This window comes from Photobacterium galatheae (genome assembly GCF_000695255.1).
Classification (GTDB): Bacteria; Pseudomonadota; Gammaproteobacteria; order Enterobacterales; family Vibrionaceae; genus Photobacterium; species Photobacterium galatheae.
This window is the reverse complement of sequence record NZ_JMIB01000030.1, coordinates 36,785-51,071: the sequence shown is the minus strand read 5'-3', so window position 1 is coordinate 51,071 and position 14,287 is coordinate 36,785. Positions and strand designations below refer to the sequence as shown.

Below are 14,287 nucleotides of genomic sequence, written 5' to 3'. Positions count from 1 at the left end.
ACAAGTTCCACAGCAAACAGATAATCCAGAGAAACAGACAGCGAACTGATAACAGATAAAGGATATGTCGCAAGACGTCTTTTATGATCAACCAGAGGCCATCAGTATTAGTATGAACCAGGCGATGAACCACAAGCAGTATTCCTTCCGACGACGCTAAGTCTCTATCGCCTGGTGTCTCTGGCACCTTCCATGACGCGCCTGCCTGGCGCCACGCGCTGAAACAAACAGCAGTTATATTTTCTTGATAGTGAATTTCACAACGATGACAACAGGATCTTATATGTTGAATACCTCTATCATTGGTGCCAGCGGCTATACCGGTGCGGAACTGGCAGCCATGGTACTGAAACATCCGCATTTGCAACTAGCCGGTCTTTATGTGTCTGAAAACAGTCTCGATGCCGGTAAAGCGATCAGCGAACTGCACGGGCAATTACGGGGACGTGTCGATTTACCGCTTCAGCCGCTGACCGATACAGCCGCGGTCGTAAACACTTCCGATATCGTGTTGCTGGCGACGGCACATGAGGTCAGTCATGAGCTGGCCCCGATTTTCCTTGAGGCGGGCTGTCAGGTCTTTGATCTGTCCGGGGCTTTCCGAGTGAAAAGCGATGATTTTTATACTCAATATTATGGTTTTGCCCACCAATATGCCCAATGGCTGGATGAGGCGGTCTACGGTCTGGCGGAATGGAACAGCGATGCGATTCGCCAGGCGCAGTTCGTCGCTGTGCCCGGATGTTATCCCACGGCGGCTCAGTTGGCCCTGAAACCCTTGCTGGCAGCCGGGCTGCTGGATACCCAGCAATGGCCGGTCATTAATGCTGTGAGTGGTGTCTCCGGTGCTGGCCGTAAAGCCAGCATGGCCAACAGTTTCTGCGAAGTCAGCCTGCAAGCCTACGGTGTGTTTAACCACCGTCATCAGCCGGAGATTTCGGCGCATCTGGGAACCGACGTCATTTTTACCCCACACCTTGGCAATTTTAAGCGCGGTATTCTGGCCACCATCACTGCCAGACTGGCAGCGGGTGTGACACCGGAAGCTGTTTCTGAGGCGATGTCGGCCGCTTATCACCAGCCCGGCGAGCAGGCGGTTCGTTTGTTAGGCCATCAGGCAGCACGATTGCAGGATGTGGTGAATACTTGCTTCTGTGACATTGGTTGGCAGGTTCAGGGGCAGCACGTCATCCTGACTTCAGCAATCGATAATTTACTGAAAGGCGCATCGTCTCAGGCGATGCAATGCATCAATATTCGAAATGGTTTTGCGCCGTTGACTGCGCTGGTTGGCTAAGTCTGGCTGTAAGAGGAGAAGTGGGATGGAACAGTCGCCGTTAGTAATCAAATTGGGTGGTGCAGTACTGTCGTGCAGCGACACACTGGAAAAAGTCTTTGGTGCTATTTGTGCGTATCAGGCCAAGGCAAACCGACCTTTGCTGTTGGTGCATGGCGGCGGTTATCTGGTGGATGACCTGATGAAAAAACTGAATCTGCCCACGGTGAAGAAGCAGGGGCTGCGGGTGACCCCGGTGGATCAGATTGGCGTGATTGCCGGCGCGCTGGCAGGCACGGCCAACAAAATGCTGCAGGGCCATGCCATCAAATGTGGCGTGAAGGCGGTAGGACTGGGACTGGCCGATGGCGGCCTGTGTCAGGTGACTGAGCTGGACCCGGAACTGGGTGCTGTCGGGAAAGCCGCACCGGGCGACAGCAGTCTGGTTGCCAGCATCATGGCGGCCGGTTATCTGCCGATCATCAGCTCAATTGGCCTGACCGCTGAGGGCGAGTTGATGAACGTGAATGCCGATCAGGCAGCTGTAGCGGTTGCCGCAGCTCTGGATGCGGAGCTGGTTTTGTTGTCGGACGTCAGCGGTGTGCTGGATGGTAAAGGCCATTTGATTGAATCGCTGAGTGAAGCAAAAGCGGATTCCTTGATCCAGCAAGCGGTGATTACCGACGGCATGATTGTCAAAGTCAAAGCTGCGTTTGATGCTGCGAAGGGGTTGGGACGTCCGGTCGAAATTGCGGGCTGGCGTTATCCGGACAAACTTCTGGCGCTGTTTGAGGGCGAGCAAATCGGCACCCGATTTGTGCTCTGAGTCAGCAGATTTGCATCTGGATACTGGCGTAACTGCAGGGTTCGGATATAAAAATTAACCACATTTATTTTGTCGTTTCAAACATCAAAATTGATACCGCCTGAACGGTGAGACCGTCGAACAGGCAACGAAGGAGAGTCACAATGAGCAAGGTCAACAAAGTCGTATTAGCTTATTCCGGCGGTCTGGATACATCGGCCATCATTCCCTGGCTGAAAGAGAACTATGACTGTGAAGTGGTCGCGTTCGTGGCCGATGTGGGTCAGGGGGAAGCCGAGCTGGAAGGCATTGAAGAAAAAGCACTGGCTTCGGGTGCATCGGCCTGCTACATCGCAGACCTGAAAGAAGAGATGGTCAAAGATTACATCTACCCAAGCCTGAAAACCGGCGCGGTTTACGAAGGCAAATACCTGCTGGGTACATCGATGGCGCGTCCGATTATCGCGAAAGCCCAGGTCGAGTGTGCGCTGGAAGTCGGTGCGGATGCCTTGTGTCACGGTTGTACCGGTAAAGGAAACGATCAGGTCCGTTTTGAAAGTGCTTACGCCGCACTCGCGCCTCAGCTGACTGTGATTGCACCTTGGCGTGAGTGGGATCTGCGCAGCCGTGAAGCACTGCTGGATTATCTGGCCGAGCGTCAGATTCCGACCACGGCGACTTTAGAAAAAATCTACTCCCGTGATGCCAATGCCTGGCACATTTCCACCGAAGGTGGCGTGCTTGAAGATACCTGGAATCAGTCAAATGAGTTGTGCTGGGTCTGGACGAAAGATCCGGAAGATGCACCGAATACCCCGGAGCAGGTGTCGGTTCAGATCGAAAAAGGCGAGATTGTGGCAGTGGACGGCAAAGCCATGTCACCTTATGAAGCATTGGTGTACCTGAATGAGAAAGGTGCTGAGCACGGTGTCGGCCGAATCGATATCGTGGAAAACCGTCTGGTTGGGATTAAATCCCGCGGCTGTTATGAAACGCCGGGAGGCACCATCATGATGGAAGCCCTGCGTGCGGTGGAACAACTGGTACTGGATAAAGATTCCTTCGAGTTCCGTGAAAGCATTGCGCTGAAAGCCTCGCACCTGATTTACGATGGTCGCTGGTTTACGCCGCTGTGTCGTTCCCTGCTGGCCGCTGCAAATGAGCTGGCACAGGATGTCAACGGCGAAGTGGTGCTGAAGCTTTATAAAGGTCAGGTGACAGCAGTTCAGAAACGTTCACCGAACAGCCTGTACTCAGAAGAGTTTGCAACCTTCGGTGAAGATGAAGTGTACGATCACAGCCATGCCGGTGGCTTTATCCGCCTGTACTCGCTGGCCAGCCGTATCCGTGCACTGAACGAGCAGAAAAAATAAATAACACAGCGCAAAGCGCATTACGAAAAGACATGTGAGCAACATCGGTCGTACAGGAAAGGAGAAGTACCATGGCACTATGGGGCGGACGTTTTAGTCAGGCAGCAGATACTCGGTTCAAGCAGTTTAATGATTCCCTGCGATTTGATTACCGCCTGGCGGAGCAGGATATCGTTGGCTCGGTGGCCTGGTCAAAAGCGCTGCGTCAGGTCGGGGTACTGACTGAAGTGGAACAGCAGAAGCTGGAACTGGCACTGAATGAGCTGAAGCTGGCCGTGATGGAGGATCCGCAACAGATTCTCCAGTCGGATGCTGAAGACATTCACAGCTGGGTAGAGCAACAGCTGATCCACCGGGTGGGTGATCTGGGTAAGAAATTACACACAGGCCGCTCCCGGAATGATCAGGTGGCGACCGACCTCAAGCTGTGGTGCCGTCAGCAGGGACATCAGTTGCTGATGATGCTGGACCATTTGCAAAGCCAGCTGACGATGGTTGCCCGTGAACACCAGACCACGGTGCTGCCAGGTTATACCCACCTGCAACGTGCACAGCCGGTGACTTTTGCCCATTGGTGTCTGGCCTATGTTGAGATGTTTGAGCGTGACCATTCACGTCTGAGTGATGCGCTGCACCGGCTGGATACCTGCCCGCTGGGCTCAGGGGCGCTGGCTGGTACGGCTTATCCGATTGATCGGGAAGCGCTGGCGCACAGCCTGGGTTTCCACCGGGCCACCCGCAACAGTCTGGATTCGGTTTCTGACCGGGATCATGTGATGGAGCTGCTGTCGACGGCATCCATTTCCATGTTGCATCTGTCTCGTCTGGCAGAAGATATGATTTTCTATAACTCCGGTGAGTCGAATTTCATTGAACTGGCTGATACCGTGACGTCGGGCTCTTCCCTGATGCCGCAGAAGAAGAATCCGGATGCACTGGAACTGATCCGGGGCAAGTGTGGCCGTGTTTATGGTTCGTTGGCCGGGATGATGATGACAGTGAAGGCGCTGCCGCTGGCCTACAACAAAGACATGCAGGAAGACAAGGAAGGGCTGTTCGACGCGCTGGATACCTGGCACGAATGTATGGAAATGGCTGCACTGTGCTTTGACGGGATCAAGGTCAATAAAGACCGGACGCTGGAAGCGGCAATGCAGGGCTATTCCAATGCGACCGAGCTGGCCGATTATCTGGTAGCGAAAGGGATTCCGTTCCGGGAAGCGCACCATATTGTTGGCGTCGCCGTGGTTGCAGCCATTGAGAAAGGCTGCGCACTGGAAGAGTTGTCGCTGGCCGAGATGCAGGCTTTCTCACCGGTGATCGACGCAGATGTCTACCCAATCCTGACCATTGAGTCTTGTCTGGAGAAACGTTGTGCGCTTGGTGGGGTTGCGCCAAATCAGGTCGATCATGCGATTGCTCAGGTGGAAAAACGGCTGTCGAAACGTCATGCACCGGGTGTGAAAGTGCGGGGGGCTCGTCTGACCGATCTGGATGCCATTGAAGGCATGGTGGCCTACTGGGCCGGACTGGGCGAGAACCTGCCGCGTCCGCGGAATGAACTGGTGCGGGATATCGGCTCGTTTGCTGTGGCTGAAACGCAGGGGATCGTGACGGGTTGTGCATCACTTTATGTGTATGACTCAGGTCTGGCGGAAATCCGCTCTCTGGGCATTGAAGCGGGCTGGCAACATCAGGGGCAGGGGAAGGCACTGGTGCAGCATTTACTGGAAAAAGCCGGGCAGATGGCGATTAAGCGTGTCTTTGTGCTGACCCGGGTGCCGGAGTTCTTTATGAAGCAGGACTTTATCCCAACCTCGAAATCGCTGCTGCCAGAGAAAGTCATGAAAGATTGTGACATGTGTCCGCGGCAGCATGCCTGCGACGAAGTGGCACTGGAAGTACGCTTGGATCAACAGCATGTGATTCCCAGTGTGAATGTCGCCTGACAGACTGGTTGAATTCAATGAAAAAGCGCCGGTTGTCCGGCGCTTTTGCTTTCCCGTCGTCATTGAAGCCTGGATGAACAATCCGGAGATTAACAGCCCGGACCGCAGTCCAGACAGTGTTTGATCATTTCGGGTCCCAGATGCAGCTTGGCGTTTAAATCGCGCAGTGCGGTCCGGACACCTTCCTCAATCACCGGATGATAGAACGGCATATCCAGCATCTGAGCAACTGTCATCTTGTTCTGATGCGCCCAGCTCAGCAGGTGGGCCAGATGTTCTGCATTCGGGCCGATCATTTCGGCACCCAGAAAACGACCGGTGCCGTGTTCGCCATAAAGGTTCAGAATGCCTTTGTTGCGCAGCATCACCCGGGAGCGGCCCTGATTTTCAAAAGATACCGTGCCCACTTCATAACAGCCGCAGTTCCCCAGACGCTGAGTGATTTCGCGGCGGCTTTCACCAACCATGGCGATTTGCGGTTCGGTGAAGACGACTGAAATCTTCGAGCGGCGCAGCCCGGCACGGATATCCGGGAAGCGGCCTGCATTATCGCCGGCAATTCGGCCCTGATCGGCAGCTTCGTGCAGCAGCGGTAACTGATTGCTGGCATCTCCGGCAATAAAAATCGTGTCAACGGAGGTTTGCAGCGTAAAGTGGTCGGCCACAGGCACGCCGCGTTCATCCAGCTTCAGGCTGGTGTTTTCAATCGCCAGTTTGTCGACGTTCGGACGACGTCCGGTTGCTGCCAGCACGTAATCAAAGTATTGAGTTTCCAGCGTGCCAGATTTGTTGATGAACTGAATTTCGACTTCATCGCCAACCCGCTTCATGCTCTCGACTTTGACGTCGGGATCCAGATACAGCTCGTCGTTGAAGGTTTTATTGGCATATGCCATCACTTCATCATCCGTCAGCGGGCCAACCTGACCACCCAGACCGAAGATCTTCACCTCAACACCGAGTCGGTGCAGTGCCTGTCCCAGCTCCAGTCCAATCACGCCAGGGCCGAACACGGCAACGGCGCGGGGTAAATCGTCCCAGTCAAAGACATCATCATTGATCACCAGACGATCGCCCAGCTCGTGCCAGACAGCCGGGTAGGCCGGACGGGAACCGGTGGCAATCACAATCCGTTTGGCTTCGATGCGGGTGTGGCCATCGACTTCAAGCGTGGTGTCATTCACAAACCGGGCGTAGCCGCTGATTTTATCCTCGGCTGGGATTTCATCCACACTTTCCAGCACGAAGCCGACAAAGCGATCGCGTTCGCGTTTCACACGATCCATCACTTCACGGCCGTTGATGTGAATTTCCCCCTGAGGATGAATCCCAAAGGCCGGCGCTTTTTCAATGTTGTGCACACTTTCGGCTGCAGCAATCAACAGTTTGGATGGCATGCAGCCGACCCGGGCGCAAGTGGTGCCATAAGGGCCGCCTTCAATCATGACAACACGATCTGTATGTGCTTTGGCTGCCCGGTAAGCCCCCAGGCCAGCCGTACCGCCGCCGATGACAGCAACTTCAACGGTCAAGGTTTTCATTCTACTTCTCCAATGACATTCAGTTCAGGGCGTGGTGGATGGCAGGGCGTTCGCCCTGCCTCGGTCGGGACATTAGCCCAGGTAGGTTTCCAGTGCTTCGCTGCCACCGATATGACGGCCACCGATGAAGACCTGTGGTACGGTACTCTGGCCCGTAATCGCACGCAGACTGACACTGGTAGCGTCTTTGCCCAGAATCACCTCTTCAAACTGCAGACCGTGGTCAATCAGGTTTTGTTTCGCTTTCGCGCAGAAAGGACAGCCCGGCTTGGTGAACACGGTGATCGATTCTTGTAATTTGTAGTCAGGCGCGATGTAGCTCAGCATGGTATCGGCATCGGAAACTTTGAACGGGTCGCCCGGCTCGTCGTTTTCAATAAACATTTTGGTCACGATGCCGTTTTTCACCAGCATGCTGTAACGCCATGAACGCTCACCAAAGCCCAGGTCGTGTTTCTCCACCAGCATGTCCATGCCCTTGGTAAATTCACCGTTACCGTCTGGGATGAAGGTAATGTTTTCTGCTTCCTGATCGGCTTTCCACGCGTTCATCACGAAGGTGTCATTGACTGAGACACACAGAATGTCGTCTACGCCGTGCTCGGCAAAGACAGACGCCAGTTCGTTATAACGTGGCAGGTGGCTTGAAGAGCAGGTTGGAGTAAATGCGCCCGGCAGGCTGAACACCACCACGGTTTTGTCTTTGAACAGCTCATCTGTGGTGACGTTGACCCACTGATCGCCCTGACGGGTCGGGAAAATGACTTGTGGGATGGCCTGACCTTCTTTGGATGTAAACATATTGCGCTCCTGTTGGAAGTTTTTCATTTCATAAAACTGTGGGACTTTTTTGTGTTGTCCCTGTCGATGGATGTAGTATCCGAAATACCGTTTGATAGCTCCAATCGTTTGCTGTTATCTTATTAATCGTTCATTTCTATTAAATAGTTGGGGAGCGCATGCATGAACATCCGGGATCTTGAATATCTGGTGGCGCTGTCTGAGCACCGGCATTTCAGGAAAGCAGCCGAAGCCTGTTATGTCAGCCAGCCAACGCTGAGCGGGCAGATCCGTAAACTGGAAACTGAGCTGGGGGTGTCGTTACTGGAACGGACCAGCCGCAAAGTTCTGTTTACCGATGTCGGACTGAATCTGGTCAGTCAGGCGAAAAAAGTGCTGCACGAGGTCAAGGTGCTGTCGGAGATGGCCAGTCAGCAGGGGGAAAGCATGGCCGGGCCGCTGCATGTCGGTTTTATTCCGACGGTCGGGCCTTATCTGCTGCCGCTGATCATTCCGGCGCTTAAACGGGCGTTTCCGCAGCTAGAACTGTATCTGCATGAAGCACAGACACATGTGCTGGCGCAACAGCTGGAAGAAGGCAAGCTGGACTGTATTATTCTGGCGGCAGTGAAGGAAAGTGAGCATTTTAAAGAACTGGCGTTGTACCACGAGCCGATGATGCTGGCTGTGCCGGAAGCGCATCCCTGGTCCGATCGGCATGTACTGCCCATGTCTGAACTGAAAGGGCAGACTTTACTCATGCTGGGCGACGGGCACTGTCTGCGTGATCAGGCAATGGGCTTTTGTTTTGCGGCGGGCGCGAAGGAAGATGGCAGCTTTAAAGCGACCAGTCTGGAAACGCTGCGGAACATGGTGGCAGCAGGGAGTGGGATTACATTGCTGCCGAAACTGGCTACGCCGAATACTGCACGGCGGGATGGGGTCTGTTATCTCAAGGCCAGCGAACCAGAACCCAGCCGTCTGATTACGCTGGCTTACCGTCCGGGATCACCTTTAAAAGGGCGATACGAGCAGCTGGCCGAGCAGATCCGGCAAAGTATTGCGCCTCATCTGGAACACGGCTGATTGAGACAAGAAAGCGCGCCTGAGGCGCGCTTTGTGATTGAAGTTCAATGGGAAAATGAAAGCTCTGAATCAGAACAGCTCATCTGAACTGTCGGCTTCGAAGATGCCGCTGTCCGTCCCGCCTTCACCGACGTAGTCTTTGGGCTCTGTGCCCTGAATGAAGTATTCGAACAGGGAGGTGTAGTCGGTCTTCCGAGTCAGCTTACCGGTTTCACTGTCAATCCGGACCTGAACAATGCGTGGTGGTAACTGCTTGCGCTGCTCAGGCACATCTTCAAGTGCTTTTTCCATAAAACCAATCCAGGCTGGCTGAGCTGTTTTTGCCCCGGCTTCTGCCCCGGCAGTCTGGTTTTTATCCAGATTCGAGTTATAGCTGGTCCGGCCCAGTTCCCGGCTGTGGTTATCAAAGCCGACCCAGGCTGTAGCCACGATTCCCGGGCCAAAACCGGTATACCAGGCATCTTTGGAGTCATTGGTGGTGCCGGTTTTCCCGCCGACATCGCGTCGCTTCAGAGCCTGACCACGCCAGCCAGTGCCGTTCCAACCGGTATCATGCCCCCAGTTACCACCCCCCCAGATGTTACTTTCCAGCATTTCACGCACCAGGAAAGCATTCTGCTCGGAGATCACCTGAGGTGCGAGACGAATGGATTGCTGATCGGTCTCGGTCGCGCCGCCGGTCGGGCCCAGTTCTTCTTCACTGATGGCAATATCGTGCATGACTGCGCGGCTGGCAGCAATCTGGTTGCCGGCCAGTTGCTCTTTACGTTGACAATCTTCGTTACAGACGACGTTCGGATGCGCCTGGTAGACCAGATTACCGTAAGCATCTTCGACGCGTTCAATAAAATATGGTTCTACAAAGTAACCGCCGTTGGCAAACACGGAGAAACCCTGCACCATTTCCAGCGGCGTCAGGCTGCCTGCGCCCAGCGCAATGGCTTCTGCTCTTGGCAGGTCTTTGCGTTTAAAGCCAAAACGGGTCAGGTAACTGATGGCGTCATCCAGGCCGACGTCTTGCAGCACCCGAACCGCCATCACGTTTTTCGACTGGGCCAGACCTCGGCGCAGGCGGGTCCAGCCGTCGTAGACAGGGGGTGAATTTTTTGGACGCCAGGCTGTGCCCATGCTTTCATCACGGCTGTCGATGGGAGCGTCATTGATAAGTGTTGCCAGCGTCATCCCCGAATCCAGACCTGCGGAATAGATAAACGGCTTGATGCTGGAGCCAACTTGTCGGATGGACTGTGTTGCCCGGTTAAATTTGCTGTGAACGAAGTTGAAGCCGCCCACCATTGCCTGTACGGCACCGTTATACGGGGAAATGGCAACAAAAGCGGTATTGGCATCAGGCACCTGGCTCAGCACCCAGTTTTCGCCTTTCTGCTGAACCCAGATTTGCTGTCCCGGCGTCAGAATCTCAGCCGCTGAGTTTGGTGAAGGCCCCTGGCTGGAATCGGTAATAAAGCGGCGAGCCCACTTCATGCCATCCCAGTGCAGTGTCTGGTGCTGACCGTCACGCAGGATTACGTCGGCATCTTTCTGACCGGTGCTCATGACAACAGCCGGTTCGAGATCACCGTATCTGGGTTGTTTGGTCAGATGATCCAAGATTTTTTGTTCATCCCAGAGGGGCTGCTCTGGCGTCCACAAGGTGGTCACCGCACCACGGAAGCCGTGTCGCTGATCATAATCTAACAGGTTCTGGACGGAAGCCTGTTGTGCGGCCCGCTGAAGCTTCGGATTCACCGTTGTGTAGACTTTCATGCCTGAGGTGTAGGCATCCTCGCCGTAGCGCTCAATCATCCATGCTCGGGCCCGTTCGGCAAAGTAAGGGGCGTTGAGCTGAATTTCCGCACCGTGGTAACGGGAAATAATTGGTTCAGCTTTGGCTTGTTCGAATTCTGTGCGGGTAATGTAGCCTTCGTCCATCATCCGGCTCAGGACCACGTTGCGGCGGGTGGTCGCACGATCCAGTGAGTAAATCGGGTTCATGGTTGACGGTGCTTTTGGCAGGCCACCAATGACGGCGATTTCACCCAGTGTCAGCTGGCTGATGTCTTTGCCGAAATAAACCTGTGCGGCGGCACCGACACCGTAAGCACGGTAGCCCAGATAGATTTTATTCAGGTAAAGCTCAAGAATTTCATCTTTGGTCAGCAGTTGCTCGATATGAACGGCAATGAAAATCTCTTTGACCTTTCGCATGATCTTTTTCTCATTGCTGAGGAAAAAGTTCCGGGCAAGCTGTTGGGTAATGGTACTGGCCCCTTGCTTGGCAGAGCCCGATGCAGCAACGACAACAGCCGCGCGGATAATGCCGATCGGGTCAATACCGGGATGCTCATAAAAGCGACTGTCCTCGGTGGCGATAATCGCATGGATCATCTGCGGCGGGATCTGGTCCATTGTCAGGGGAATACGGCGCTTTTCACCAAACTGGGAAATCAGTTCACCGTCGGCGCTGTACACCTGCATCGGTGTTTGTAATTCAACGTTTTTAAGCGTTGCGACATCAGGGAGATCCGGTTTTACATACAGGTAAAAACCGAAAATCGTACTGACTCCAAGAATGATGCAAATAATTGCAAAGATAAATAATCGCTTTATGAACTTCACTTGAGAATTCCCGTTACACCTTCGTCCGGCCATCCGCGCTACTTCAGTCAGTAGTATAAAGATAACTCAAATAAATTTAACGCCGTCAAAGGTGTTTATTCGAATAATTTTGTCTTGTCGTTACCAGGGGGAGCATACCACGCTATGTTGCACAAGCCAGTCTGGACCGGAATCGATATCGGTCGTCAAAGTGTAAAGGCGGTCGTGCTCAAACAAAATAAAGGGCGATTCACTTTATCTTCTTTTGCGGAGGTTGCGCTGCCCCTGGAAAACGCTGCCGGACAGTTGTCCGGCACAGGGCCTATTCAGGATAGCGCTTCCTCTGCGGCTCAGTTGTCAGCCTTGCGTCAATTACGGACTTTGCTTCCAAAGCGGACCGGTTTATGCGTGTTGTCCCTGCCTGATCACGAGGTCGTGCAGCGTGATATCGGGCTCGAAAAGCGCTGGGGACAGGATGTAGCCGCTGCGCTGGCTCAGCAGTTGGCTCATTTGCTGGCCGTCGCTCCGCAGTCACTGAGCCTCGATTATTATCGATTGCCGGATGGTGAAGCGGCTGATGACACAGACCTGTACCGAGTCTTTGCTGCGAAATCGGCGGTAGTGACACAGAAAGTTCAGCAGGTCCGTGATGCCGGATTCCGTGCTGAAGTGATGGAACTGCAAGCACGTTCATTGCTGTGGTTGTTGCACTATCTTGAACGGGTTCCAGCCAGTGTATTCAGCGCATCTTCTGCGATTGTCTGTCTCCATGATCAGGGCTGGGATCTGGCGGCCGGTGCTCAGCATCCCCAGCCTTATCATCGTACGTTTCCCGTTGCCGGTTCTCAGACCGAGCTGCGCCATGATGTCTCCCGTCAGCTCCGTCTCTCCGGCATTTCTGAGGATGTTGAAGACTTGTGGTTAGCGGGCTGTGACATGCCATCCGATGAACAGGCGTGCTGGCAGCAGCTCTGCGGTGTGCCTGTGCACCTGCTGACACCGCAGCGAATCTTTCCGCAGCAGCCTGATACTGAACTGACTGCGCTCTCGCGTAGCTGCGGTTGGGCAACACCGGTTGCCTTGGCTATCCGGGGGGCGATGTCGTGCTGAAGGCTGTCAATTTACTACCGTGGCGGGCGGAACGACAGGCCGCGCACCGACGCCGTTTTTTGGGATTGCTATCCGGTGCTGTTGTACTGGCGCTGGTGGCGGTCGGGGGAATGTTTTTTGACGGTAACCAACAATTTCGAAAGCAGCAGAACCAGTATGCGCAGCTCCAGCAGCAGATACTTGTGCTGGCTCCGAGCCTTGCTGCTGTCTCCGAGGCGCAAGGGTTGTCGGAGCTGTACCGGAACAGGCTGCGTCAGATTTCAGACTGGCATCATGCCCGGTTTCCGCTGATCCACCTGCTCAACCATCTGCCGGATGTGTTTCCCGAAGCGATCCGGTTAGAAGCGCTGACGCTGCATCAGGATCAGGTTCGCCTGCGTGGGCTGACGCAAGATGCATCCGCTTTATCGCTGTTGCTTACCCGGATGGGCAGCGCGAACTGGCTCAGTCACAGTCAGCTACATACAGTCGACAGGGTTGCGCAGCCCTTACCGCGACATGTACCGGGAGGAAGCCAGCGATTCACATTCACCCTGACGCTGGCGCCCGTGCATTCGAGGACAGCGAATGACTGACTGGCGTGATCTCACGGTGGAAACTCTGCCGGATTGGCCATTGCGGTATCAGGTGGTTGCTTGCCTGCTGGCCCATGTGGTTGTACTCACCCTGGGGCAATGGTGGTTGCTCTCACCGTTACAGGTGCAGCGTTCGCAACTGACATTACAGGTGAGCGCTCTTGAAGGGCAGGTGCGCCATCAGCAAGTCAAGGCGGACAGCCTGCCAGAGTTGCAGGCGCAGACACAGCAGTTGCAAGCGGAATACCGGCAGCAGCAGAGACGATTGCCCGGCGCGGCTGAATGGATGACAGTGCTGCATGACATTCAGAGCGCCGGCACGCGATCCGGGGTTCAGTTGCAAGGGCTGAAATGGCAAAAGAGCCAGGTGCATGAGGCGTTTGTAATACAGCCGGTACAGTTCGAGTTGAGTGGCAGCTATGTCGCGATCGGGCAATTTTTCGCAATGCTGGCGGCAAAGCAGTGGCTGTTGGTTGTGGAGACGCTGGAGATACAGCCCGATGCGCAAGTACCGGGATTGCTCAAGGCACAGGGCTTAGCTCAATTGTACCAAGCGGCTAATGCCGGCCTGCCAGAAAGCCTTCGCCGTGAAAATCTTCGCCGTGAAAATATAGGCTCTGAAAACATAGGCTCTGAAAACTTGGGTCGTGAAAGCTTGGATGGTGAAAGCTTGGGCCGAGACAGCATAGCGCGAGACAGCGATAGTGCATTCGGAGGTATCCAGTGACGGCTCGAAAATATGTCCTGTGCATGGTTGTGATTTTGCTGAGGGTCAGTGCGCCAGTGTCCGCGATTCATTTCCAGGATCCCCCGGTTTTTTCTGCCCGGCCAGAACGATCGTTATTTGTCTCTCTCACGCCGGAATCCATCAAAACGAAAGACGTTTCTTGCTCCGAGGCATGGTCCGGAACGGCAGAGATGGCTGCACTTCAGATGACTGGCAGTTTGCGTGACACGGATGGCCTGTGGGCGGTGCTCAGTGATCCCGCTGGCCGGCTTTACCGGGTGGCAAAGGGCCAGATGCTGAGGGATCTGGGTCAGGTTGTTGAGGTGGCATCGGCTTATACCGTGATTGAATGGTCAGAAACAGCAAATTGCCCCGGTCGCACCACACTGCGTTTATTGGGTGGGTCACCCTGAACGACGGTTTCATCACTTTTCCTCTCGTTTTATCAATTCAGGAAGACTTATCGA

12 protein-coding genes are annotated in these 14,287 nt (G+C 54.4%); 9 read left to right on the top strand and 3 right to left on the bottom strand.

All coding sequences use genetic code 11. From position 1 onward, the window contains the following. Positions 1 to 283 precede the first annotated feature (283 nt). The 4 genes from argC to argH all read left to right on the top strand — a co-directional run bounded on the left by argC (position 284) and on the right by argH (position 5,403). Positions 284 to 1,297: an N-acetyl-gamma-glutamyl-phosphate reductase gene (gene argC, locus EA58_RS15250; RefSeq protein ID WP_036754629.1), complete on the top strand. Its 1,014-nt coding sequence runs from the start codon at positions 284 to 286 to the stop codon at positions 1,295 to 1,297. A gap of 25 nt (positions 1,298 to 1,322) precedes the next feature. Further along, positions 1,323 to 2,102: an acetylglutamate kinase gene (gene argB, locus EA58_RS15245; RefSeq protein ID WP_036754627.1), complete on the top strand. Its 780-nt coding sequence runs from the start codon at positions 1,323 to 1,325 to the stop codon at positions 2,100 to 2,102. Positions 2,103 to 2,245: 143 nt separating this feature from the next. Next, positions 2,246 to 3,454, top strand: a complete 1,209-nt coding sequence (locus EA58_RS15240) for an argininosuccinate synthase (RefSeq protein WP_036754624.1) — start codon at positions 2,246 to 2,248, stop codon at positions 3,452 to 3,454. Between the two features lie 71 nt (positions 3,455 to 3,525). Beyond that, on the top strand, positions 3,526 to 5,403 hold the full coding sequence (gene argH / locus EA58_RS15235; RefSeq protein ID WP_036754620.1) for an argininosuccinate lyase: 1,878 nt from the start codon (positions 3,526 to 3,528) through the stop codon (positions 5,401 to 5,403). Positions 5,404 to 5,492: 89 nt separating this feature from the next. Here argH and EA58_RS15230 read toward each other — a convergent pair whose 3' ends face one another. Continuing rightward, positions 5,493 to 6,944 (bottom strand): dihydrolipoyl dehydrogenase, encoded by a 1,452-nt coding sequence (locus EA58_RS15230; protein WP_036754617.1) that lies wholly within the window; start codon positions 6,942 to 6,944, stop codon positions 5,493 to 5,495. Between the two features lie 72 nt (positions 6,945 to 7,016). Next, positions 7,017 to 7,745: a glutathione peroxidase gene (locus tag EA58_RS15225; RefSeq protein WP_036754614.1), complete on the bottom strand. Its 729-nt coding sequence runs from the start codon at positions 7,743 to 7,745 to the stop codon at positions 7,017 to 7,019. 162 nt (positions 7,746 to 7,907) lie between these two features. Between EA58_RS15225 and oxyR the strand changes: the two genes are divergently transcribed. Then, complete coding sequence (oxyR, locus tag EA58_RS15220) at positions 7,908 to 8,810, top strand: DNA-binding transcriptional regulator OxyR (RefSeq protein WP_036754611.1); 903 nt, start codon at positions 7,908 to 7,910, stop codon at positions 8,808 to 8,810. A gap of 69 nt (positions 8,811 to 8,879) precedes the next feature. Here oxyR and EA58_RS15215 read toward each other — a convergent pair whose 3' ends face one another. Next, positions 8,880 to 11,429, bottom strand: coding sequence for a penicillin-binding protein 1A (locus EA58_RS15215; RefSeq protein ID WP_036754608.1), 2,550 nt, complete (start codon positions 11,427 to 11,429; stop codon positions 8,880 to 8,882). A 144-nt stretch (positions 11,430 to 11,573) separates the two neighbouring features. Here EA58_RS15215 and pilM point away from each other — a divergent pair, with 144 nt between their 5' ends. The 4 genes from pilM to EA58_RS15195 are packed head-to-tail and all read left to right on the top strand — an operon-like array spanning position 11,574 to position 14,233. Then, positions 11,574 to 12,518 carry a type IV pilus biogenesis protein PilM gene (gene pilM / locus EA58_RS15210; protein ID WP_036754606.1) on the top strand — a complete coding sequence of 315 codons (945 nt, stop codon included), beginning with the start codon at positions 11,574 to 11,576 and terminating at the stop codon, positions 12,516 to 12,518. Beyond that, positions 12,512 to 13,093 carry a PilN domain-containing protein gene (locus EA58_RS21075; RefSeq protein WP_051642138.1) on the top strand — a complete coding sequence of 194 codons (582 nt, stop codon included), beginning with the start codon at positions 12,512 to 12,514 and terminating at the stop codon, positions 13,091 to 13,093. The genes pilM and EA58_RS21075 overlap by 7 nt, the downstream gene beginning before the upstream one ends. Then, positions 13,086 to 13,820 carry a type IV pilus inner membrane component PilO gene (locus EA58_RS15200; RefSeq protein WP_036754604.1) on the top strand — a complete coding sequence of 245 codons (735 nt, stop codon included), beginning with the start codon at positions 13,086 to 13,088 and terminating at the stop codon, positions 13,818 to 13,820. Before EA58_RS21075 ends, EA58_RS15200 begins: the two co-directional genes overlap by 8 nt. Beyond that, positions 13,817 to 14,233 (top strand): pilus assembly protein PilP, encoded by a 417-nt coding sequence (locus EA58_RS15195; protein ID WP_081819707.1) that lies wholly within the window; start codon positions 13,817 to 13,819, stop codon positions 14,231 to 14,233. The genes EA58_RS15200 and EA58_RS15195 overlap by 4 nt, the downstream gene beginning before the upstream one ends. The last annotated feature ends 54 nt before the right edge of the window (positions 14,234 to 14,287 follow it).

Excerpts from the sequence above, each read along its gene's own strand:
- argC (WP_036754629.1), top strand. The coding sequence starts at position 284 with ATGTTGAATACCTCTATCATTGGTGCCAGCGGCTATACCGGTGCGGAA.
- argB (WP_036754627.1), top strand. The coding sequence starts at position 1,323 with ATGGAACAGTCGCCGTTAGTAATCAAATTGGGTGGTGCAGTACTGTCG.
- EA58_RS15240 (WP_036754624.1), top strand. The coding sequence starts at position 2,246 with ATGAGCAAGGTCAACAAAGTCGTATTAGCTTATTCCGGCGGTCTGGAT.
- argH (WP_036754620.1), top strand. The coding sequence starts at position 3,526 with ATGGCACTATGGGGCGGACGTTTTAGTCAGGCAGCAGATACTCGGTTC.
- EA58_RS15230 (WP_036754617.1), bottom strand. The coding sequence starts at position 6,944 with ATGAAAACCTTGACCGTTGAAGTTGCTGTCATCGGCGGCGGTACGGCT.
- EA58_RS15225 (WP_036754614.1), bottom strand. The coding sequence starts at position 7,745 with ATGTTTACATCCAAAGAAGGTCAGGCCATCCCACAAGTCATTTTCCCG.
- oxyR (WP_036754611.1), top strand. The coding sequence starts at position 7,908 with ATGAACATCCGGGATCTTGAATATCTGGTGGCGCTGTCTGAGCACCGG.
- pilM (WP_036754606.1), top strand. The coding sequence starts at position 11,574 with ATGTTGCACAAGCCAGTCTGGACCGGAATCGATATCGGTCGTCAAAGT.
- EA58_RS15200 (WP_036754604.1), top strand. The coding sequence starts at position 13,086 with ATGACTGACTGGCGTGATCTCACGGTGGAAACTCTGCCGGATTGGCCA.